Below are 21318 nucleotides of genomic sequence, written 5' to 3' on the forward strand. Positions count from 1 at the left end.
TGACAATTCAGGTTATATAATTCTGGCCCATCTCATCAATACTATCCATAGAAAGGTCCACTTCATTACCTACAGATTTTATATATGCAATATTTTCACCCAATACTAACTCTTCACCACTAAAACTCAATAATTTATTGATCTTTAGTATAGCTTCATTGATTACTATATTGTAGTATTCCGTGCGCTCCCTATTATTTAATTTACTGTATTCTTTTCCGTATTCAATAAAGTTAGTCTCGCTAAAAAAATAAGCTACTATGGTTGCTATGTTTTTAAATCGTATTCCATGCTCAATCAATTCATACATATACTCCCATCTACTTCTACCATCATAATCTATATATTTTCCAAATTTAGTCGCAACATCACAAATATTTCTACCTGATAAATATGGGAGTCTTAACTCTATCACATATGTTCCCAATTCTTGCTTATCTTCTATTTTCCCCAACACTTCATCGCCATTCAAAATTGCAATTACTTTCTTCGTTTTTAATAGTCGAAATTTTTCTAACAATGTTTTTACACCTCTCTACTATATATTTACCTCTTCAAATTCACCAAACAATAAATTTCGCTGCCTATCTTTTATTCTCCAAGCATTTCCATGATTTTTTCCAGAATATTTCCCACTAGGTGTAGTATACCCTCTCCAATCATACGTTATTATCCCAATTTTTATTAGTGATAAAAACGTCATAAATTGTGGCGAACGAGTTAGAATTGCATTTGTGTATCTGAATTCTGCCTGATTCCCAACCATCCTATCTTCAGCTTTTATCCACAAAGTAGCTGGGTGCTTTCTTATAAGTTCTTTCTCCAAATCCTTAAAGTTCCAATATGCTACTACTTCAATCTTATTATTTTCATCTGAACGCCTTATTTCCACTCTTGATATATCCTCATTAACAAACAAATATAGTCCTTGAGTATTTTGTGGTGCGTCTTCTGAGCCAATAGTGACATAAAGACTTTTATATCCTGCATGTTTATCAGTTTCATATCCATATAATCTCGTAAATGCAGAAACTCTACTCCTATCCTTAGGTTCATATTCAGCAACAGGGGTTCCGTCAAATCGTGGCCTAAGTGTAAATAAAGTACTTAAAGTTTTTAGTCGTTTAACTTTTAATTCTATTAATTCTTCAAAATCCGCTATAGGTTTATTATTTGTTTTAATACCTAATAAAGCTTCAAATGTATCACCTGCATCTTTAGGAGCTATTTTCCCAATTCCTTTTATATTTTTATGATACCCAGCTTCAAAAATCATCTTCAATTTCGGAATTAATCGCGATAACGAATCCTCAATTATATCTATTCCAAAATATTGACTTAAAAATTCTTCATTAGGAATATTATGTGTTACGTTAATTAATGCAATTCTATTTTTTTCCTCATGCTTATTTACAGTAATATAAATGAGATCACCTACATAAAATTTCCTATCAGTAACTAAATTACGTAACCCACCTATAGAGAATCTTTCATCGCCTCTAGTTGCAGCACGATAAAAATTTGTCTTTACTATTTGCTTACCTTCATCCAGAAGCAATTCTGAATTTAGCTTAATTCCATTACTTCCACCATTCATTAATTTGGAAAAATCTACTAAGCCATATTTTTTCAATAAATTTCTCACCAATGCATTTGCATCAATAATATTTTTATCGATCATTGTTTTTGTTAACCTAACGATAGTGTAATCATTATTGTTAAATTTATGAATCTTGTTAATCATTTCAAGTTCATCCGAGTATGGTTTAAATTCCATTATAATTTCTCCATTCTGTTAAAGAGTTCTGAAAGTGTCGTTTCAAGTTGTTCAGCAATAGTAACAAGAGTTTTCAACTGTGGATCTAATACCTTTCCACTTAACAATTCACTAATTCCCGATTCAGATGTTCCAGGATAACTGCTAAGCGATTTTGCTCTTTTTCCTATCAATTTTAATTTCACATTTTGTATAAAAATATTCCTATACTCATTAAAATTTCTAGTATTATCAAATTTTAAGTCTAAATTTGGTGATCTTTTTGACAATTCTATAAAGTCCATATCTAACGCTTGTGCAATATTAACTAAGGTAGATAATTTAGGATTAAAATTCCTTCTCTGGGATAATAATTGATTTACTCTGACTCTTGATATAGAAGCTTTATCTGCTAATTCTTGCTGTGTTAAATTTTTTCTATTCATAAGCCGAACAATATTTTCGAGTATTACCTTATACATGATTACCACCCGCTCTCTATATTTCGATACTACCCTAATTAACCACATTAAAATTCATTTCGATTTACATATAGAAAGGCTTTTTATATTAAATAAGTACAGATATCCTGGCCTTTTGACGATCTTTTTGTTATACTTACTAGTATTGAACAATAATTTTCGAGGTGATGTTGTAATGCCATATGCAATAGACTTATTTTGTGGAGCTGGTGGTTTTAGTGAGGGAATCATACAAGCCGGCTTTGATATTGTTTTTTCAAGTGATAAAAGTCCTATGGTTAAAGAAACATATACCAACAGACATCATCAATTAGGACTCATTGATGGGGTAGACACCCATTTTGAATTAATCGATATTAAAAAATTAACTGCAGATATTATTTTTAAATCCATTAATAACTTAAAATATGGAAATATATTTCAACGTGGAACTATTGATGCTATTTTTGGTGGTCCTCCCTGCCAAGGATTTAGTCGACTAGGAAAGAGAGATTCTAAGGATCCACGTAATATGCTTTTTCATGAGTATTTGAGATTAATACGTGACATTATGCCCAAATATGTAGTTATGGAAAATGTTACAGGTATCTTAGACATGCATATGCTAGATTTTCCTAGCGTGATTGGGGATAAAATTTACTCTGGGCAAAATTTAGTTAAAAATATTTTAAGAAACGAGTTATCTGATCTTGGATATGTTCTATTGGATGAAAAAGTATTGAATGCTGCTGATTTTGGGGTTCCTCAACAACGAAATCGAGCTATTTTTCTTGCTTACCGAAAAGATATGTCTCCCATAAAATATCCCACACCTAAGAAAAACTCGTATGTTACTGTCTATGATGCCTTAGGGGATTTATATACTGATAAAAAATATTCAACTGATTTCTCGAAAAAATCTGTCTTAGGACGGACCCGTGCTACTAATGGTAAGACACTAAAGCGCACTGCAATTACAAATATGGAATTATCTAAACATGATCCATCAGTAATTGAGCGCTTTTCATTATATAAACAAGGCGAGAACAGTTCTAAAGCAATAAAAAGAATCAAAGAAAACGGAGTGGATTTAAAAAAAATTGCACCCAATCTTTTCCTAGATAGCTTGTACACGCTTAATCTTGAATCTAATTCCTTAGCAATCCAAAGAGAATTATCCCACCTTAACCTAATGACTGAGAAGTTTACAAAAACTAAATGGCTCCAGTTTACAAATAAACAATTGGAATCACTAATATATTATGATAAATATGATCAAAAAAATTTCACAAAAACTATCCATTCACTTGCTCAACGATTGGATACCGATCATCACAAAGCATATATTTTCTACGCAAAAGTACATGATCAACTAAATTTAGCAGTTTCTGACCATGAATTTTCAGAAATGCTAAAAAATGGTGAAATAGATGATTCCATTGCAAAATCAATTTTCACAAAAAAAAGTATCCGTACGAGACTTGATGAAAACACTGTATCTCCTACTATGGTTACATTACCCGATGACTTCATCCATCCATTCTTCAATCGTGTATTAACCGTGAGAGAAATGGCACGATTGCAATCATTTGATGATAGTTTTGAATTCTTAGGAAAGCGGACTACGGGGGGGAGCAAGCGTGCACTTGAAACTCCTCAATTTACCCAAGTTGGCAATGCAGTCCCACCATTATTAGCACGTGCAGTAGCCGAGGAGGTTCATAAAGCTATTAAGAATAATCAAGAATAATTAAGTACAATACCTTAAGTAACATAAAAAAATTCAAAATATAAATAAGCCTAGACCACATTATTACACATGTTTATTCTAGGCTTATTCTCGTACTATTAGATAATTAGTAGTATAACTCTAACTCCGAACGTAAAGTCAATAATTTTCCATGTCATCCTATAGCGGGTGAAATATCCCTTTCTCAATAGCATTCTTCAGTGATCCATATTTCCGAATTACTATTGCTTCATTCTTACAAGCCTCTTTAAACCTTTCTTCCATTTCAACTATTAATTGCTTTGTAAAATTTTTAGAATGACTTTTTTCAATTTCATACTCGCTATAATTTTCGTACTCCCCTATATATCTCAAGTAACCTTCAAATAGCGCTCCATCATCAAAAAACGTATCTAAGCCGTAACTATACTTTCCACCACCTAATATATAGTCACGCACTTTTTTTACAAGGTAAAATTGTTCTTTACTTAAGTAAAACCAATTATCTGGTAAGTGCTTAGGTTTATCCGAATTTTCCATATCATATCTGATATCTGCTGAGAGTTGTGATAAATATTTTCCAATGAACACTACCAGCATATCAGAAATTCTCAAGCCTATTGTCGAGCTAGAATCATTGTTTTCTATAATGTTTCCTAAAGCTAGCCTAGTAAATGGTTCTTTCGGTATCCCCTCATCTAGATATAAACTAACTTGTGGATGAGTTTCAAAACAATCTTTCTCTAATAGCCATAAATCCATTGGAAAAACAACCTTCCGCCAGTTAAAAACAGCCTCTGTATCAGGTTCTAAATTATCTAAATATGCGTAATCGGTCATTTCTATTAAAGTTATCAATTCCTTATAAACTGATATTTGCTTACTCATTCGTTCATTACGTAGGTTCTTTTCTAAAATATTTTTTAAATCTTCCTTTATTACTTCTAATATGTCAGCTAACCCTATAGACTTATCAAGTAACTTACTTACTACTTCTTCCGAACATTCAATTTCCACATATTTTGTTAAAGTATATTTAAGCATTAATGCACTTGCCCTCCTAGATTCACCTATTGATAGAATCCAATCATTTAATCTTGAATCAACTACCAGTGCTGCTTTACTTATCGAAAACGACAAATTTTCTACCTCGTACCTTTTCAATAAATCAAATAATTTATTATAAAACCTAAAATCATTCTTTTTTAAGCTCGCTAGGCACTATGTCCCGTCAAGTATACAGATCAAATAGATAAAAATTTTAGGCGGCTTGGTTGCGGAATTGTTCCGCGGTCAAGCCGTTTTTGCTTGTGTAAGCGCGTTTGGTATTAAAGTATTCAATGGCTCCTTTGACGAGTTGTTCTAGCTCTGCTAGCGTCTTAGGACGAGGGTGTTTGTTAATCCAGATTAGCTTGAAGTCATTCCACCAACGCTCTATGGGTGAGTTTTCCCAAGGATGACCGGGGTGCGACATACTATGAATACAATTTTTAGAGGCTAAGTAGTCGTTGAACATACTTGAGCAGTAAGCTGACCCGCGGTCAGTATGGATCATTGGTTGCGCATCAGGTTCAACCGTAAAAGCACGATTAAAGGTTTCAATTACTGCTGATGAAGTTTCTGTGTCTGAAATATTGTAGCTTAAAGCGTAACGACCATATAAATCTAAAATAACGTGTACTCGTACTTTATGAAGTGTGTGTTCGCCGTAGGCTACTTCCGTTGTGTCGGTAACCCACACTTCATTTTTAGTTTCACGGTCGAATTGTCCCTGCAATAAGTTGTCATTGATGTATTCTTCATGGCGTTGAATTCGATTGCGCTTCTTCTTCCTAATATTTGCTCTAATTCCATGCTTACGCATGCAGTTAGTTATTCGTTTTAATCCAGCGGTAAAGCTTAAACGGTTTTCAAAGCTTAACTGTGTAGTCATCGCTAAATATCCCAGCGTCCAATTATGTTCTTCTTCTAACTCTACAATCGCTTCAAGTAACTCTGCTTGCTCATTATGATATTGACTTGGCTTTCGATTGAGCCATTTGTAATAACCATCTCGCGAAGAATCAGCTATTTTACACAACTGGCTAATTGACCATCCATTTTCTTGATTTAGTTCTTTGATGGCTTGGTACCGGAGTCCTTTTCCACCTCCCGATTGCGTATTTCTGTTAATTTTTTTGCGAATGCAATCTCCATCTCTTGCTTTTCTAGCTGAGCCCTTAATAAGCGATTCTCTGCCTTGAGTCGGTCAACTTCCGTCCACTTCTCTTCTGGCTTAGCTTTGCCTCGGCGATCACGAAGTGATTCTGGGTCATTACCGCTTTTGCGATACTTTTGATACCAGCCATAAACTTGTTGGTAACTAATATGGTATTTTTCAACTGCCCAATTGTAGTTCACATCATGCTTAATCAACTCTTCAATGATAGTAAGTCGTTCTTCAAAGTCAGTCTTTCGTCCACTCATTTTTGAATCTCGCTTTCTTGGCGTATAGGCCTTTAAGTTAGATTCATTATACTGCATAATCCAATCTGATAGTTGTGTTTTGGACTTTAGCCCATGCTTGATCGCGAATATTTCAAGCGACGCGTCTGATTTTTGATACTGTTGGACCAAAGATAATTTAAATTCCTTTGAATATCTATGATTATTGTGAGTAGATCGTAAGCCATCAATGCCCTGATATTCATATAGATACCCCCAAGTTCTAATAGTTTTCTTGCCCACTGCATACTTTTTAGCCACCTCACTAATATTAGAACGGGTTAGTTCATTTAGTATAGCTAATTTTTGTTCTGCACTGTATTTTGATTTTCTAGACATATAAAATACCCTCCAAGTATAAGATGAATTTTCTATTTCATCTGTATACTTAGAGGGCATTATAGCCCTATACCATATCTAAACCTTTTTCCCTTAAGTATCTTACTTGCCTTAAGTTCCCCAATGTCTTGACGATTTTCTGAATATTTTTTTCTAAAAGGTTATACTCCTTGTACAATTGTTCCTTATTTCTATCGTCGAACATAATAGCATCAGCTACATACACATGCATATTATCGCTTCCGTATGACAGTTTCTTTACCTTATCAAAGGGTTTGCTGATTTTAAAACTATTTTGTGGCCCTTTTTCATCCATAAATATATATTTCATGATTGTTACCTCAAATACTAAAATTCACACCATAGATTATTACCTTATCTATCACTCTATCACAAAAGCGTTTTATTTGCTATTATTCATATGAATGCTTATCCTAAACTCACATCTTGCACTAACTTACTTAAGGTCATAATATTTATAATTAAGAAGCGAGCCCCTACGACTCGCTTCGATCCTTATATTCTCCCGCACGATTCCCTAGTAGCTTAAGGGTAAATTTTCCGATAAACCTCACATATATGTTGATACTTATCCACATTTTCAGGAATCGGCATGATTGTGTCATCATATGCGACAAAGTTATCCACACATTTAGCTTACATCTGCATCCAGTCAGCATTTTTCACTCCACCACTAACTGATACAAAACATTTCAATTCATACTTAGGATCCAGCAAACATTGTGAATCCTTCTAACACGACTCTAGCAAAATGATCTAACGTATGCCGTGCATCGATTCCAAAAAAATTCTCTCTAATCTGACTATCAAAGTAGGGTATCCGCTCTCCAACTAGGTACGGCGTAAACAATAATCCCTCAGCTCCAATAGCAATCTCTCCAGGAGGTACCTCAGTAAAACTATTATCTGTCATAAAAAACAATTCAGGCTATAATGTTACTAAAAGTCGCAATCATCGAGTAACAATTAATAAACAGCTCTAGTTAATTTGATACATTACATATACTCTTTTAGACATTCAAATATATATTCTTTCCCATACATTTCCTCTACTTTTTTAGTTATAAATAAATCTAATACTCCTCTAGATCTAGTTAATCCAACATACAAATGTGAAATCATTTTACGACTACCATCTCTTTCTTTTGTTAAATACTTAGCTATGTCAGTTGTTATAATAAATAAGCACTTGTCAGCCTCTAATCCTTTTATTCTAGCAATAGAATCCACACTGAAATTACTTAGTTCATTATTTTTTGAACTTTCATCTTGAATTGCCGTTATCAAACTAGCGTACTCACCCTTTTCTATCCTTGTTATTATATATCTTTCTAACAATTTATTTAAAAGATCCTTATGAGACATATTATTTATATTTTTCTGATAATCATAATAAAAACAACTTGCCCATAATTTTTGTCGAAGTCCATCTAACTTTCTGTATTTCTTCATAAGATATTTAACTTTATCAAATACTTGAGATTCTTGGCTAACATTTTTCTTTTGAGTATCGAAAATCTCATTTTTTTTGTAAATATATTTCAAGCCATATTTCTCTTCTTTAAGAAATTTGCCAATATCTTCTATATCTGATTCAAAATATAAACGTATCGTACCGTCGCATTCATTCATAGCTACTTGTTTTTCATTCTCATTAATAAAAGAATTTGCCAATCTAACATGTTTAACAGGACAACGATAACACTCATCCTTATAAATCACTGTATCTTCATATTTTTTTATGAATTCATCAACTTCCTTAGTACCTCTCAAATTCTGTTTAGGATCACCTATTAAAACAACTTCTATCCCAATTTGATCCAAACGTTCAATAATTTTTAAAAATTTTGCGTCTGAATCTTGCATTTCATCAACAAAAATTGTGTCTATTCTATCAACTAAATTAGATAATATGACTGGTCTCTTTGTTTTTTGACTAATTCTATCCCCACTATAACCACATATTATACATTTTGCACGCATTGTAAAATCTTCAACATGTAGTATTCCTGATTCTTTCAATCTAGATAATTGATTGTTTTTAAATTTTACTCTAGTATCCAATTTTTCACTTGAAATAGATTTAAATTGTATGCCATACAATATATAATTGTACGGATATATAATGTTTTTATTTAAAAAAGAATGTATAGTGCTAATTTTTATATTTTGTGGTATATCCCCAAAATATTCTTTCACCTTATCACTAATAGTATTAACTGAAGCATTAGTAAATGATACACAATGAATTTCTTTTTTAGTTTCACTGTTATACTTATTAATTATTTTTTTTACTAAACCAGTTGTTTTCCCCGCACCTGCTCCTGCTATTATTATTTCCATTCCTACACCTTTCCATTCTGCATAAAATCCATTACATCTTGGATATGTTTAGGTAATTTTATTTCTTTTAACGCATCACTAGATAAATCCATACAAAAATCATACATGGTTTGTGCTTTTGCTTTTTTCCATTTATCCGATAATTTATCAGGTGTATCTATATCCACCCAATTATGTTCTTTTTCAAAATAATCTTTCAATATTTCAAAGTTATTTTCTTCATTTACAAAATCATCTTCTAGTGTATATTTTTTTGTCGTAGCTACTTGAATATTTTTATATTGATTATATCTTTCATGATCACTCTTTGATTTCTCTTCGTTATCAAAATCACGTATAATACCTAATTTATTACCTGTACCTTTATTTATTTTCAACCATATTTCTATTATACTTTTGAAACCTTTATGGAAACTTAAAACTTCTATATTATTTAGACTGTTATCCTTCTTTTGTATGTATGCCTTTATTAAAAGTTCTTCTGATATTCCTTCAACTAAAATACAATTTTTAGAGTAAAACAATTTAAATAAATCTAAATTAGGATTTTTTGCTAAATATGCTCTTTCATTACCATCTACAGCTTCACCCAAAGCGTATGCTTTACCATTTTCAAATATTATAACTTTATCAAGATTAAATTTATCAATAAATTTATTACTATGTGTAGCATATACTAGCTGTAAATTCTTGTTTCTTAAGCTATTAATATAGCTCACCATTATTTCTTCATTTTGATAACATAAATGTGCCTCCGGTTCTTCTATTGTGAGTAGTGATAATAGTGAACTTCTAGCTTCTATCAAGGACGTAATTAATACTAATTGTAAAATTAAGTTTCTATGCCCAAGACCTTGCATTGACAACGAGTCGTTATCATATCCTAATCTAACGTTATTTAACAGAGTATACATGGCTGGCATATTAGGCAAAATATCTATATGCTTAAAAAATTCTGTGGCATTCACAATTTCAGAAGATTCTTGCCAATTAATTATTTTCTCCATATTTACCAGACTCTTTATAGATTCAAAAAAATTATTATAGTTATCTTCCAGTTGTATTTTACTATCGACTTCCAATTTACTATCTAGAATTTGAATCAAAGCCTTAGAACCAATCTTTGAATCTGTTTTTGAAAAATCATCTCTTTCAGCTGCTATAGAGTTATATTTAAATTCTTTTAAACTATCATAGCTAACACTAACTTCTTTTCCAGGTATCATAATAGAATATGAAAATAATTCGACTGGTAATAAGGTTTGTCTATAATTACTAATATTATTAGGATTATCAATATTTTTTAACACTTCAATTACTCTATGTAGTAATTTTTTATAATCTTTACAACTATATCTATACTCAATTGCATATATTCTTTCCATCTTATCAGTTATATCAACTAAGAATTCATCCATCCCCATTTCCAATTGTTTATCTACCTCAAATTCAAGTCTTACAGACACTTCAGGTACTATCTCAGAAAATTCTTTACGCATTACATCATCTGACACATTTATATTTTTTATCTTGTCTAGATTTTTTGCTAAATAAGCATAGTATGTTTTTTTGCATTCATTTCCAAAATCTGTCCAATATAAATTTTTTCCAACAGATCCTAAATCTTCTGAGATCAATGGTAATGTAATTGCTCTCAAAAAATTACTTTTTCCACTATTATTTCTTCCAATAATTACATTTACATCTGATAGTGGCACCTCTACATTTGTTAAGTTTCTATAATTTTTAATAATAACCCTAGCAATTTTCATTCAGCCCATAGTCTCCTTATTTATAATAACTATTTCTATATTTCCTTAAAATTTTTTCCCTCAAAAAGTAACGACGCTAACTTACAAAATAAAAATACTAACTTTTACTTGCTAATTATAGCTACTACAATTAGCAACCGCATTCCGTTTTATACACCATTTCCCTATCATTCCTCATAGTATTCATTTTTAGTTCTTCTTGAGTAGTGCAGATTGATGGAAAATAAAATTTTATACTTGACTATAAATTCCCCCCAAAATATCATTAAAATCTTCATCAATTTTTTTAGGCCTTTTTGATTCCATATCTCGGCTAAATCCATGCACAAAAATGGTATCATAAATAAATGAAAATTCTTGTTCATACCAATTTCCTATCAAATCACTAAAAACTATTTTAAACTGAACAATATTATTTATATTTTTTTCCTCTTCAGTTGTAATCTCGAAAGTAATGGCGTCTTTTTCACATGCATATGAATAATTCAAATAATCATATACATAATACGCCTTACCTTCTTTAGTTATAATGAAGTCATCCGTATCATATTTTCTCAACCCCACATTTACTGCTGTGCCCTTCCCAACATTTACAATCTGTATTGGTAAAATATATCTTCCATTTTCTAACCTTATCTTTTTAGAATTTAACTTTAACACAAAGTAAGGGATAAATTTCCCTGACCTATCTACCTTATCAAATCTTTTTTTACCTCTTTTTCCTTTTCATCTTGAATAATTTTATAATTTTTTAATCTCATATCTAATTTTGAAATCTTTTTCGTATTATGAACTTGCCAACACGCTACTATAGGCGAAATAATAGTAAAAATTGCTACTGCTACATTCCAAAATTCACTTTTCAATCCACATTATCCTCCCGCGTAATACACTTATTCGGTATTCTTCAATAACTATTATAACTCCCCATATTATCTAATAACTAGCACAAACTTCAAATATATCTACACATAGACAATACTATATATAACCTCTTATTTTTGAACCAAAAAAGAAAGTATGTAGCATAGCCGACGAATTGTTGGACATATATTAGCTATATATGGTAGTTTGCCCCTTTTATTTTTTAACTTCCAAAAAAAGTTTTTTCTCACTATCATATGGAATATACATTCTGTATTTTTCTGCATATTATCTTATTTTGACTCATAAATAATTTATTGTCCCTATATCTCACCAAATATTTTTTATAACACCATTACCTATCAAAAAAAACTGCGCCACTTCATCCAAAGTCAGCGCAGTTCTCCTTATCCTTCTACAACCACTCCTTTAGAACGGTACCTCTACAACAATCCCAGCCCCTGAAATACTGCTTCCTTATATGCAATCTCAGCATCCCATTCAACTGTTTCCAAGATGAAGGTTACAAATGCAAGTTATCAGTGGGGATCAGCTCCCCATGGCCATCCAGCAAGAAGATGTTATTGGCAGCTTTACCCCCTAATAATAGCAGGTATTCACAGACCATGTCTGCCAGTTTTTGGGAACAAGCTAGGCAATTTGGCAGACATTTGATTTCGCCTAAGTCTAGATCGTGACTCGTCACCTCGGTCACATTAGGCATGTCACGCCCGATCATTGTAATTAGCATTTGTTCTTTTATTTAAAATTAGTGCTGATAAATTTTCTGATTGCAGAAATCTTTTTTAAATACTCAATATTATCTATACTATCCAGCTCCTTGTATTTGCTTCCCTTAATTGAACAAAACTCAATATAGTTTGTAGCTACTAAATATTTATCCTCTATTAAAATAAATTCATCTATTTTCTTACTTACATTGGTGTCATTCAAAGATTCTGGCATCTTAAAGGATGTAGTATACCGCAATGTATTCTCATTGATTTTTTCTGGCTTACCTTTTTGAATATAGCTTTCCACTTTTAAAATCACAGCAAAAATACTGATTTTCATGGTTTTATCTACTATAGCAATATAAAAATCAATTTGCGTTATTTCCTTATCACTTGATAAGTCTTTAAGATTAATATCAAGATGGTTTAGTGTGACTGACATGCCATCATTATTATAAATATTTTTATCTTTAATTATATTTGTTAGTTCTATATCATCACTAAAAACATTAGCTATATAAATCGTATCAATTTCACCATGATTAACTTGTAAACAACCAGATAACTCTAAATTAATTTGATAATACCTATCTTTTTCCATATTTTTCCTTTGTATTGGAGCACCACAATACCTAATATTATATATCGAAAAATCACTAAATTGAGCAATCAATGGAGCACTTATCTCACTAATGCTATTTGAAATAGCCGATAATTTCTTAGATTGAATAGCAAGTTCATTAGCCACACGCTGCATTTCAGCACTTTTTGAAGAAAAACGAATTGAAACAACACCAAAAACTATAGAAGCTACACCAAAAATTATTGTAGACACTAAATCACCATTATCTGAAATCCAATTTAACATATGATATACCTCCCTATCAATACTGCGTAAATCACTAGTTCTAAATAATCTTTATCACTAATATTATTCTAAACTATCATAAATTTTATAGTTCTCTCTACCTTCACTCCATCTTCCTCTTATTCAAAATCGCCCTAACGACCTTTTCCCGGGCATTTATCGTATCAGCTGAATTTAGTTTTTCGTATTCATAGACCAAAACATCTGCGACCAATAACTGTGACATCCGTCCGATAAGTGAACCTCCATTTAGAAAATCATCGACTGCCGTTTGTAACACGATATCAGCTTCAAGTGCGATCGGTGAAGCCGGATAAGTTGTGATCGCAATGACCTGAGCTTGGTTTTTCTTAGCAATCTTTAGCGGTTCTAACGTGTCCTTTGTTCTTCCCGTTAACGAAAAAACGATAAATAGATCTGAGCTATCGGTGATCGCTGCTAATTGGGCTTGATAATGCGGATCAGTCACCGCCTGCGCCCTTACTCCGATCCGTAAGAGCATACTTTCCAATGCCTTACTCGAAAGTGCACTTCCCCCTACACCTAATATATATATACGCTTGGCTTTTCCTAGTGCTGCAACAGCTTTGGCAAGCGCTCCTTGATTTAATTCACTTAAAGTCGTCTTGATCGTCTTAGTCAACGCATTTTCGATGCTGGCATACGGCGACTTTCCTGTTTGCTCAACATTGCTGGAATAATCCTCTTTTGCGACCTCAACTTTTAAATCAGAAAAACCACTATACCCTAATTTGTGGCATAGCCGTACGATCGTTGCATCACCGACCTTGGTCTTTTCCTTGATATCATTCATCGTTTCATAGATGATATCTGCCCCTGCCCATAAAAAATGATCAGCGACCTTCTTTTCGGCTGGCGTTAATTCAAAATAACTTTGATGGATCTTTTCTTTTAATTTCATCGTTATGACCTCTCCTTATACCATAACTATACACTTTTTTGGAGTTTTTCTCCATAGTCTATCAAAAATGGATAAAAACGTTTACAAAAATCCCCAAGCGTGTTATATTACTTTTGGAGATATTATCCAAAAAATATAAAATTGGAGTGAGATGTATGCTAAAATCAGAATTTTTACGTAAGATAGATCACGGTTTGATCGTGTCGTGTCAAGCTTTACCAGGTGAACCGCTCTATACACCTGAAGGTGGAGTAATGCCCTTATTAGCACTCGCTGCCAAACAAGCTGGTGCTGTTGGGATCAGAGCCAATTCAGTACGTGATATTTTAGAGATAAAAGAAAAAGTTGATCTTCCTATCATCGGGATCATCAAACGTGACTATCCACCAACCAAACCTTATATCACACCAACGATGAAAGAAGTTGATGAATTGGCCCAAACCGGCGTTGAAGTTATCGCCCTTGACTGTACTTTACGCAAACGTTACGATGGCTCAACTATCAATGAATTCATTAAACAGATCAAACAAAAATATCCCGACCAATTGTTGATGGCCGATATTTCGACTTTAGAAGAAGGTCTAAACGCTGCTAAAGCTGGAGTTGATTTTATCGGGACTACCTTAGCTGGTTATACCCAAGAAAGTGTTGTCTTAGATGGTCCCAATTATCAATTGATCAAAGCGTTAGTCGATGCTGGGTTAGATGTGATCGCCGAAGGTAAGATCCATGACCCAAAACAAGCTAAAAAAGTCCAAAAATTAGGTGTAGCCGGGATCGTTGTTGGAGGTGCGATCACACGCCCTAAAGAGATCGCTACACGTTTCATTGATGAATTAAGGGGGTAAAATACCATGTTTAAACAATTTTCTCGTTTAGGCAAAGCCTTTATGTTACCGATCTCGATCTTACCAGTCGCAGGCCTTTTGCTTGGTCTAGGTGGTGCGCTCAGTAATGAAAGCGCTGTTAAAACTTATCCATTTTTAGACCAAGCCTGGTTACAAACGATCTTAAAGGTCATGAGCTTTGCCGGTAACGCTGTCTTTTCCAATTTAGCGTTGATCTTTACGATCGGGATCGCAGTTGGGTTAGCCACCAGTGACAAAGGGACAGCCGGTCTCGCTGGTGGGGTGTCATTTTTAGTTTATACAGCAACGATCAGTGGTTTACTTGAATTATTCTCGCCTAAAGGTGCAACTATCGATACTGGGGTCGTTGGAGCGATCGTTATCGGTTGTACCGTTGCCTATCTGCATAATCATTACCGCAAGATCCAACTTCCCCAATTTTTAGGTTTCTTTGGGGGTTCACGCTTTATTCCGATCATCTCAGCTTTAGCAGCTATCGTCATCGGTGCTTTCTTTTACCTGATCTGGCCTCCGATCCAAAGTGGATTGCGGGTCGCAGGAGAAAACATCGCGCACATGGGCGCCTTGGGAACATTTCTTTACGGTTTCTTGCTTCGTTTGACTGGTGCGGTCGGGCTACACCATACGATCTATCCTCTCTTTTGGTACACTTCGCTTGGTGGAACTGAAGTCGTTGCTGGACATACGATCTCGGGTGCGCAAAATATCTTCTTTGCCCAGTTAGCCGACCCTAACCATACTGGTCTTTTCACTTATGGAACACGTTTCTTTGCTGGACGGTTTGCGACCATGATGTTTGGCTTGCCAGCAGCTGCTTATGCGATGTATCGTTGTTTACCAAAGAAAAATCGTAAAAAAGATGGTGGTTTATACCTCAGTGGTGGCCTGACTTCATTTTTAACCGGGATCACAGAACCGATCGAATATACCTTCTTATTCGTAGCACCATGGCTATATGTGATCCACGCTTTTTTAGACGGGTTATCCTTCCTCTTTGCTGACCTTTTGAATATTCGGATCGGCAATTCGTTCTCAGGTGGCTTTATTGATTTCTTGTTATTTGGGATCTTACAAGGTGAAGATAAGACGAATTGGTTACGTGTCATCTTCTTTGGGATCGTCTGGGCTATCGTCTACTATGTGGTCTTTACCTTCTGCATCAAGAAATTCAAAGTGGCTATTCCTGGGCTAGAAGCCGAGGATACCCCATCCGTTCAAGCAGTGCCGACCGATAATTCTTTAAACGCTGAATCCAAGCTCGTGATCCAAGCACTAGGTGGAGCTGAAAATATCGAGACCGTTGAAGCTTGTGCGACTCGGTTGCGTGTTGCGGTCATCGATAAGAGCAAAGTCGACAAGAAAACTCTCAAAAGCTTAGGTGCGGTTGCCGTTTTAGAAGTAGGTGGTGGGATCCAAGCTGTCTTTGGTGGTAAAGCTGATCTCTTTAGCCAAGAGATCAATCAAATTTTAGGAAAAGGTGATTAAAGATGTTTGGTTTTAAGAAGAAAAAATTAGAATTAGCCCTGCCCGTTGACGGTAAGATCATTTCTTTAGCAGCAGTTCCAGATGAGGTATTTTCTACTGGAATGATGGGACAAGGTTTTGCGATCGAGCCAAGTTCAGATGAGATCTATGCTCCAGTTGCTGGAACGATCACCAATATCTTTCCGACAAAACATGCGATCTCACTCAAGACAAAAGAAGGGCTAGAGCTTTTGTTGCACCTAGGACTTGATACCGTTGAGCTAGCTGGAAAGCCCTTTGAAATGTTTGTATCAGCCAACCAGAAAGTCACCCCTGACACGCTCCTTTGTAAAATGGATCGAAGCCAGATCACCGTGGCAAAAAAATCAGCTGTTGTCTTAGTCCTGGTAACTTCGGGTGAAGACGTTACTGTAACTGATGTGGATAGCTCATTACATGGTACGATCTGTGGCTCAGTGAAGATCGGGTAATAACCACACAACGAAAAATAGGCTGAAAGTCAATGCTTTGAACATGATTTTCAGCCTATTTTTTAGCGTCTTGGAAAATCTTCAAGAAAACCGTAAAATTGTGATTTATCCGAATAGTCTGCTCTATACCTACTATTTAGACCTGCTTTTTTAGCAACATCACTTAGCTTTACCAAAAGCTTTCCATCTTCGCCTAAAAAGCGGATCCGATTATTAAAACCGACCATATATATATATTTGACAAGCCGATCGACGAGATATTCGGGATATTCTTCTTGATCGATCTTTTTGTAGACTTGTGCCAATACATCTAAAATATCTAATAATGCTGAACTTTTTTCTGGACGTTCTGCTAAACTATTATACAATTCATGGATCACTTCTTTTACGTAATTTACATTAACTTTTTTTGTCATTTTGCTCCTCCTAAACATACCACTAGTGCTTCCCAGTATCCTTTAGCACATAATGGCGGTCCTTATTTTTACCTACTGCTTCCAATACCTCCAACGAAACTAACTTTAGGAGATAGCGCCGTGTCGTACTTTGTGTTTTTCCAGTAAGCTCAGCAGCTTTACTAGTCGTGATACCTTGACTATATCTTAGTGTCGGATAGATCTTCGCAAAGAATTTTTGTTCTACCTCTCGCAATCGCTCTATCCGATCGTCCAAACCAGCCTGTTTTGTATGCTTGCTATAGGTCAAGCTTGCTTCTAATATTATCTCTAACATAAATTCGATAAATTTAGTCGAATCATTTTCATGGTCTCCCACTGCTAATAATTCACAGTATTGCTTTTGATGTTTATAAACCAAAGTCTCTATTGGGATCCATTCAAAGACTGGTTGCCATTTTGCCAAAAGTAAATTTTGCCATAGTCTTCCCATCCGTCCATTACCATCAAGAAAAGGATGGATCATCTCTAATTCAAAATGAACGACACAACTCTTGATCAAAGCCGGTATATCGGTTTTTTTGGCCCATTTAAATAAGTCATCGACTAAACCATAAACAAATTGTGGCCTTGCACCTATATGGACAACAGTTCCATTGCCATCATAAACACCCACATCGCGCTCACGAAAAGCGCCACTTTCTTTCACTAAACCTTTTGTCATCAAACGATATGCGGCAAGTAAGTTTTCAATACTATACGGATCAAATTTAAAAACTTCTTCATAAGCTTCATAGGCATTTTGAACTTCACGGATCTCTTTAGGTTCCCCAAGCACTCGCTTACCAGCAATGATCGCCGTAACTTGCTCAAGCGATAAGGTATTTTGTTCGATCGCAAGTGAGGAATGGATCGAACGGATCCGATTTTCTTTTCTGAGATGGAGATCACGCTGATGTTGTAATTCTAGTAAAGTAACAGCTTGTGTGATCTCAACTGTCAACTTTAGCATCTTATCCGTTATCGAAAATGGTGGTCTCATCAACAACATCTCCTTTATCTACCATTTATCTACCATAAATCTACCACTTATCTACCACTTTAGCATTCATTTTACCCACACAAAAAGTTTTCCATATATTTGTCAACTTTTGTTTACCAAAACACTTTGGCTCTACTGCGTAAACTATACTATAGCTATAAATTACGGAAGAGGTGAGTGATTTGCAATCAGATCCAGTTGCTATTAGTTCTCAAATGTCGAATATTGTTAATTTTTTTGATGATACTTATTTGACTATTTACTCTGAGTTATTAAATGTCGAACTTAATGATCAATTAAATTTTCTTAAGCTAAATTATCTGTGTAATTTGAATAGTGATTCGAAAATATTAGACTTATGTTGTGGTAACGGTCGACACTTATGTCTACTCAATAATAAGTATTTAGTCGATGGTATTGATATAAATAGTTATAACATTTCAAAAGCAAAAGCAAATATGCCTCAAAATGCACACGGAAAACTTTATACAGCCGACGCTACTACATTTAAGCAAACATACAAATATGATTTTATCTACTGCTTAGAAAATTCAATTGGATATCTTTCAGATAGTGAAACTCTTACGCTATTTATGAATATTAGTAATAATTTATTAAGTAAACTATGTAGTTTATAGGCGAGGAGGCTCTATTTTAAGGCTTCCTCGCTTTTTTCTAAGACTACTTTTGCATCTAAAAAACGAGCTACCTTTTGGACTGCGAGAAGTTCTTCTTTCCCCTTTTTCAGCTCACCATAGCGATACTCGTATAAAGCTTGGTAATAACGTTCAAATAAACGATAGCCGCTCTCCTCAGCCTCAGCAGTAAATTCACTTAATTGTTCCAATAAACTTTGGCTAAGTTCAGGACGATCTTTAGCAAAGGTTTGTTCCAAGCAATTGATCAAAAGCGTTGCGAATAAAGCATTGCTCTGGGGATAATTTTGATAACGACGCTTAGCTTTTAAGGCTTCAGCTAATAAATTTTCCATCAACTCAAATGGTAAAACACAACTGATATTAGCAAACAATTTAAGATCAGCTAGTGTCCATAACGAAAGCTCTGCAAAATAACGCTCGACCAATTCGAGTTCAGCTAAAGGAATATCAGCTCCAGTTGCATAAGCGTGCAATAAACGAAAACTTGCTAGACTCAATTCATTTAATCCTTGCTTCTTGCTTAATTGAAGCTGTTGCTCAAATTTTGGCAACTGACCTGTATTCCAGTAATGTTTGAGTAGTCCCTCAAAAACGAGTTGTGTGCTTAGTTGATGATCATTAGCGATCCACATGAACTCATCTAAACTTATCAGCAAATTATCGAGCACTTGAATGAACTTATCTGCTGCTAGCATTCTTTTTCCCTGTTCAAAAGCAATCGCATTCGTTTTTGAGCACACTCCAAAATAAGTTGCTTCAAGTGTCAAATTTTTGTCTTCACGGATCTGTTTGATCACAGTTCCATCCATTACTATCACCTCCTGAAAGGAATGGCAAATATGCAAAAACTCTACCAAACCGAACCCTTATTTTTCAAACTCGCCAGCATCACTCTTTTTTCTAAGATCGGTGATCGCTTATTTTATACTGCCTTATTGAGCAGCGCCACGCTTTTGACCACCCATAGCGATCTAGCAGTCATCATCATTTCGCTCTCAGAAACTTTACCACTGCTACTTGGCTTTATTCTCGGCAGTTTAGCAGATCAATGTCTAAATAAGTTAAAAGCTCTCAGCCAAACGAGTCTTTTGCGCTGTTTCTTCTATCTTGTGATCAGTCTATTAGCGGGATACTCCACGACTTTTACCTTTATTCTCATGATCGCTTGGTTAAATTTTTGTTCTGATCTTTTGGGCAATTATGCAAGTGCTTTAGCTACCCCATTCACCAAGATCCTCGTTTCCGCAGAGCAAATGCAACAAGCGCAAAGTTTTCTAAGTATGGGTACACAACTATTCAATGTCCTAGCTACTTTTTTAGGTTCCTTTTTACTGATCTTCATCAGTCAAAGCCACCTAGCTTTGATAAATGCATTGCTCTTTTTTATAGTTGCATTGGCATTTCGTAAACTAAGCCCCAGTCTTGTCCAAGCTCAAAGTACACTGTTAGTTCCTGCTAAGATCAGTTTATCACAAGCGCTCAAGCAAAATTTTGGTGCCCTTTATCATCAGCATACACTTTTTATCATCCTGCTCCAACTCACTTTGTTGAATGGTTTTTTTGGAGGGCTGACCCCTATATTTGCACTTTTTATCAAGGAAGATCCCCAACTACTCTGGATACCGCTCCCCCTAAAATTAGCACTGCTTTCTGGCCTGATCACTAGCGGAATGATCCTAGGTAATTTTAGTTGCCAAAAATTATTCCCTAAAGCTACTTTAACTTTTTTGACACTCCTAGCTGATCTATTAGCTTTAGTTACAGGGATCGCTTTTAATACGCAAAATATCTATCTGATCTTGTGTAGTAGTGGGATAGCTGCCTTTTTACTCGGGATCATAGCACCACGTTTCTCGACTCAGATCATCAATACATTTCCAGTCACTCAATTAGGTGGGATCGTGACCATCGTCAACTCGTTTTTAGTCATCATGCCTCCATTGACTAGTCTGCTCTTCCCTGTGCTTTTTAGCTTTGACCTAGCCTACCTTTGCCTTATCATATATGGTATTTTTTTAGTATTGCTTAGCTTTCTTGAGAAAATCCGTCTATTTAGCTAAGTATTATGTAAAATGCCCCCAAGTCAAGCTTGGAGGCATTTTTTC

General features: G+C 34.6%; 24 protein-coding genes. 6 read left to right on the forward strand and 18 right to left on the reverse strand.

The window, feature by feature from the left end; translation table 11 throughout:
• Positions 1–7 precede the first annotated feature (7 nt).
• The 3 genes from CPS94_RS07400 to CPS94_RS07410 are packed head-to-tail and all read right to left on the reverse strand — an operon-like array spanning position 8 to position 2238.
• Positions 8–520 carry a hypothetical protein gene (locus tag CPS94_RS07400; RefSeq protein WP_112286453.1) on the reverse strand — a complete coding sequence of 171 codons (513 nt, stop codon included), beginning with the start codon at positions 518–520 and terminating at the stop codon, positions 8–10.
• A gap of 18 nt (positions 521–538) precedes the next feature.
• Entirely contained in the window at positions 539–1777 is a 1239-nt protein-coding gene (locus CPS94_RS07405) for an MvaI/BcnI family restriction endonuclease (protein WP_112193347.1), read from the reverse strand.
• On the reverse strand, positions 1777–2238 hold the full coding sequence (locus CPS94_RS07410) for a helix-turn-helix domain-containing protein (protein ID WP_162626419.1): 462 nt from the start codon (positions 2236–2238) through the stop codon (positions 1777–1779). Before CPS94_RS07410 ends, CPS94_RS07405 begins: the two co-directional genes overlap by 1 nt.
• A 175-nt stretch (positions 2239–2413) precedes the next feature.
• Here CPS94_RS07410 and CPS94_RS07415 point away from each other — a divergent pair, with 175 nt between their 5' ends.
• Positions 2414–3967, forward strand: a complete 1554-nt coding sequence (locus CPS94_RS07415) for a DNA cytosine methyltransferase (RefSeq protein WP_112193351.1) — start codon at positions 2414–2416, stop codon at positions 3965–3967.
• 159 nt (positions 3968–4126) lie between these two features.
• Here the strand turns inward: CPS94_RS07415 and CPS94_RS07420 are convergent, their stop codons facing one another.
• The 12 genes from CPS94_RS07420 to CPS94_RS07465 form a co-directional block, all read right to left on the reverse strand.
• Positions 4127–5086 (reverse strand): hypothetical protein, encoded by a 960-nt coding sequence (locus CPS94_RS07420; RefSeq protein ID WP_162626420.1) that lies wholly within the window; start codon positions 5084–5086, stop codon positions 4127–4129.
• 121 nt (positions 5087–5207) lie between these two features.
• Positions 5208–6170 (reverse strand): IS3 family transposase, encoded by a 963-nt coding sequence (locus tag CPS94_RS07425; RefSeq protein ID WP_309299713.1) that lies wholly within the window; start codon positions 6168–6170, stop codon positions 5208–5210.
• Positions 6056–6769, reverse strand: coding sequence for a helix-turn-helix domain-containing protein (locus CPS94_RS07430; protein WP_004048385.1), 714 nt, complete (start codon positions 6767–6769; stop codon positions 6056–6058). The genes CPS94_RS07425 and CPS94_RS07430 overlap by 115 nt, the downstream gene beginning before the upstream one ends.
• A gap of 67 nt (positions 6770–6836) precedes the next feature.
• Entirely contained in the window at positions 6837–7100 is a 264-nt protein-coding gene (locus tag CPS94_RS07435; RefSeq protein ID WP_112193355.1) for a hypothetical protein, read from the reverse strand.
• Positions 7101–7493: 393 nt separating this feature from the next.
• Positions 7494–7703: an FGGY-family carbohydrate kinase gene (locus tag CPS94_RS11795; RefSeq protein WP_112193357.1), complete on the reverse strand. Its 210-nt coding sequence runs from the start codon at positions 7701–7703 to the stop codon at positions 7494–7496.
• Between the two features lie 83 nt (positions 7704–7786).
• The gene (locus CPS94_RS07445; protein WP_112286454.1) at positions 7787–9133 is read right to left on the reverse strand and encodes a UvrD-helicase domain-containing protein; all 1347 of its coding nucleotides are present in this window, start codon (positions 9131–9133) and stop codon (positions 7787–7789) included.
• 2 nt (positions 9134–9135) lie between these two features.
• Complete coding sequence (locus CPS94_RS07450; protein ID WP_112193361.1) at positions 9136–10905, reverse strand: ATP-dependent nuclease; 1770 nt, start codon at positions 10903–10905, stop codon at positions 9136–9138.
• A gap of 231 nt (positions 10906–11136) precedes the next feature.
• Complete coding sequence (locus CPS94_RS07455) at positions 11137–11565, reverse strand: hypothetical protein (RefSeq protein ID WP_112286455.1); 429 nt, start codon at positions 11563–11565, stop codon at positions 11137–11139.
• Between the two features lie 29 nt (positions 11566–11594).
• The gene (locus CPS94_RS11350) at positions 11595–11771 is read right to left on the reverse strand and encodes a hypothetical protein (RefSeq protein WP_162626421.1); all 177 of its coding nucleotides are present in this window, start codon (positions 11769–11771) and stop codon (positions 11595–11597) included.
• 521 nt (positions 11772–12292) lie between these two features.
• On the reverse strand, positions 12293–12520 hold the full coding sequence (locus CPS94_RS11355; protein WP_162626422.1) for a class II aldolase/adducin head domain-containing protein: 228 nt from the start codon (positions 12518–12520) through the stop codon (positions 12293–12295).
• A gap of 8 nt (positions 12521–12528) precedes the next feature.
• Entirely contained in the window at positions 12529–13371 is an 843-nt protein-coding gene (locus CPS94_RS07460; RefSeq protein ID WP_112193365.1) for a hypothetical protein, read from the reverse strand.
• A gap of 103 nt (positions 13372–13474) precedes the next feature.
• Positions 13475–14293, reverse strand: a complete 819-nt coding sequence (locus CPS94_RS07465) for a MurR/RpiR family transcriptional regulator (protein WP_112193367.1) — start codon at positions 14291–14293, stop codon at positions 13475–13477.
• Positions 14294–14448: 155 nt separating this feature from the next.
• On the opposite strand from CPS94_RS07465, the gene CPS94_RS07470 reads away from it, so the two are divergent.
• From CPS94_RS07470 to CPS94_RS07480, 3 genes are read left to right on the forward strand one after another with little or no spacing between them, the layout of a single operon-like run.
• Positions 14449–15141 carry an N-acetylmannosamine-6-phosphate 2-epimerase gene (locus CPS94_RS07470; RefSeq protein ID WP_089135881.1) on the forward strand — a complete coding sequence of 231 codons (693 nt, stop codon included), beginning with the start codon at positions 14449–14451 and terminating at the stop codon, positions 15139–15141.
• Positions 15142–15147: 6 nt separating this feature from the next.
• Entirely contained in the window at positions 15148–16647 is a 1500-nt protein-coding gene (locus CPS94_RS07475; RefSeq protein WP_112193369.1) for a PTS transporter subunit EIIC, read from the forward strand.
• Positions 16648–16649: 2 nt separating this feature from the next.
• Positions 16650–17117 (forward strand): PTS sugar transporter subunit IIA, encoded by a 468-nt coding sequence (locus tag CPS94_RS07480; RefSeq protein ID WP_112193371.1) that lies wholly within the window; start codon positions 16650–16652, stop codon positions 17115–17117.
• Positions 17118–17179: 62 nt separating this feature from the next.
• Here the strand turns inward: CPS94_RS07480 and CPS94_RS07485 are convergent, their stop codons facing one another.
• Positions 17180–17533: a bacteriocin immunity protein gene (locus CPS94_RS07485; protein WP_076149245.1), complete on the reverse strand. Its 354-nt coding sequence runs from the start codon at positions 17531–17533 to the stop codon at positions 17180–17182.
• A gap of 22 nt (positions 17534–17555) precedes the next feature.
• Positions 17556–18554 carry a Fic family protein gene (locus CPS94_RS07490; RefSeq protein WP_112193372.1) on the reverse strand — a complete coding sequence of 333 codons (999 nt, stop codon included), beginning with the start codon at positions 18552–18554 and terminating at the stop codon, positions 17556–17558.
• Between the two features lie 182 nt (positions 18555–18736).
• Here CPS94_RS07490 and CPS94_RS07495 point away from each other — a divergent pair, with 182 nt between their 5' ends.
• Positions 18737–19192: a class I SAM-dependent methyltransferase gene (locus CPS94_RS07495; RefSeq protein ID WP_112193374.1), complete on the forward strand. Its 456-nt coding sequence runs from the start codon at positions 18737–18739 to the stop codon at positions 19190–19192.
• Positions 19193–19203: 11 nt separating this feature from the next.
• Here CPS94_RS07495 and CPS94_RS07500 read toward each other — a convergent pair whose 3' ends face one another.
• Complete coding sequence (locus tag CPS94_RS07500) at positions 19204–20022, reverse strand: Rgg/GadR/MutR family transcriptional regulator (RefSeq protein WP_112193376.1); 819 nt, start codon at positions 20020–20022, stop codon at positions 19204–19206.
• Positions 20023–20052: 30 nt separating this feature from the next.
• On the opposite strand from CPS94_RS07500, the gene CPS94_RS07505 reads away from it, so the two are divergent.
• Entirely contained in the window at positions 20053–21273 is a 1221-nt protein-coding gene (locus tag CPS94_RS07505) for an MFS transporter (protein ID WP_112193378.1), read from the forward strand.
• The last annotated feature ends 45 nt before the right edge of the window (positions 21274–21318 follow it).

It is taken from the genome of Ligilactobacillus murinus, from assembly GCF_003288115.1.
In the GTDB taxonomy this organism is placed as follows: domain Bacteria; phylum Bacillota; class Bacilli; order Lactobacillales; family Lactobacillaceae; genus Ligilactobacillus; species Ligilactobacillus murinus.

Bases quoted from the DNA above. Each gene is read 5' to 3' on its own strand.
- CPS94_RS07405 (WP_112193347.1), bottom strand. From the start codon at position 1,777: ATGGAATTTAAACCATACTCGGATGAACTTGAAATGATTAACAAGATT.
- CPS94_RS07410 (WP_162626419.1), bottom strand. From the start codon at position 2,238: ATGTATAAGGTAATACTCGAAAATATTGTTCGGCTTATGAATAGAAAA.
- CPS94_RS07415 (WP_112193351.1), top strand. From the start codon at position 2,414: ATGCCATATGCAATAGACTTATTTTGTGGAGCTGGTGGTTTTAGTGAG.
- CPS94_RS07430 (WP_004048385.1), bottom strand. From the start codon at position 6,769: ATGTCTAGAAAATCAAAATACAGTGCAGAACAAAAATTAGCTATACTA.
- CPS94_RS07435 (WP_112193355.1), bottom strand. From the start codon at position 7,100: ATGAAATATATATTTATGGATGAAAAAGGGCCACAAAATAGTTTTAAA.
- CPS94_RS11795 (WP_112193357.1), bottom strand. From the start codon at position 7,703: ATGACAGATAATAGTTTTACTGAGGTACCTCCTGGAGAGATTGCTATT.
- CPS94_RS07445 (WP_112286454.1), bottom strand. From the start codon at position 9,133: ATGGAAATAATAATAGCAGGAGCAGGTGCGGGGAAAACAACTGGTTTA.
- CPS94_RS07450 (WP_112193361.1), bottom strand. From the start codon at position 10,905: ATGAAAATTGCTAGGGTTATTATTAAAAATTATAGAAACTTAACAAAT.
- CPS94_RS11355 (WP_162626422.1), bottom strand. From the start codon at position 12,520: ATGCTAATTACAATGATCGGGCGTGACATGCCTAATGTGACCGAGGTG.
- CPS94_RS07460 (WP_112193365.1), bottom strand. From the start codon at position 13,371: ATGTTAAATTGGATTTCAGATAATGGTGATTTAGTGTCTACAATAATT.
- CPS94_RS07465 (WP_112193367.1), bottom strand. From the start codon at position 14,293: ATGAAATTAAAAGAAAAGATCCATCAAAGTTATTTTGAATTAACGCCA.
- CPS94_RS07470 (WP_089135881.1), top strand. From the start codon at position 14,449: ATGCTAAAATCAGAATTTTTACGTAAGATAGATCACGGTTTGATCGTG.
- CPS94_RS07475 (WP_112193369.1), top strand. From the start codon at position 15,148: ATGTTTAAACAATTTTCTCGTTTAGGCAAAGCCTTTATGTTACCGATC.
- CPS94_RS07480 (WP_112193371.1), top strand. From the start codon at position 16,650: ATGTTTGGTTTTAAGAAGAAAAAATTAGAATTAGCCCTGCCCGTTGAC.
- CPS94_RS07485 (WP_076149245.1), bottom strand. From the start codon at position 17,533: ATGACAAAAAAAGTTAATGTAAATTACGTAAAAGAAGTGATCCATGAA.
- CPS94_RS07490 (WP_112193372.1), bottom strand. From the start codon at position 18,554: ATGAGACCACCATTTTCGATAACGGATAAGATGCTAAAGTTGACAGTT.
- CPS94_RS07500 (WP_112193376.1), bottom strand. From the start codon at position 20,022: ATGGATGGAACTGTGATCAAACAGATCCGTGAAGACAAAAATTTGACA.
- CPS94_RS07505 (WP_112193378.1), top strand. From the start codon at position 20,053: ATGCAAAAACTCTACCAAACCGAACCCTTATTTTTCAAACTCGCCAGC.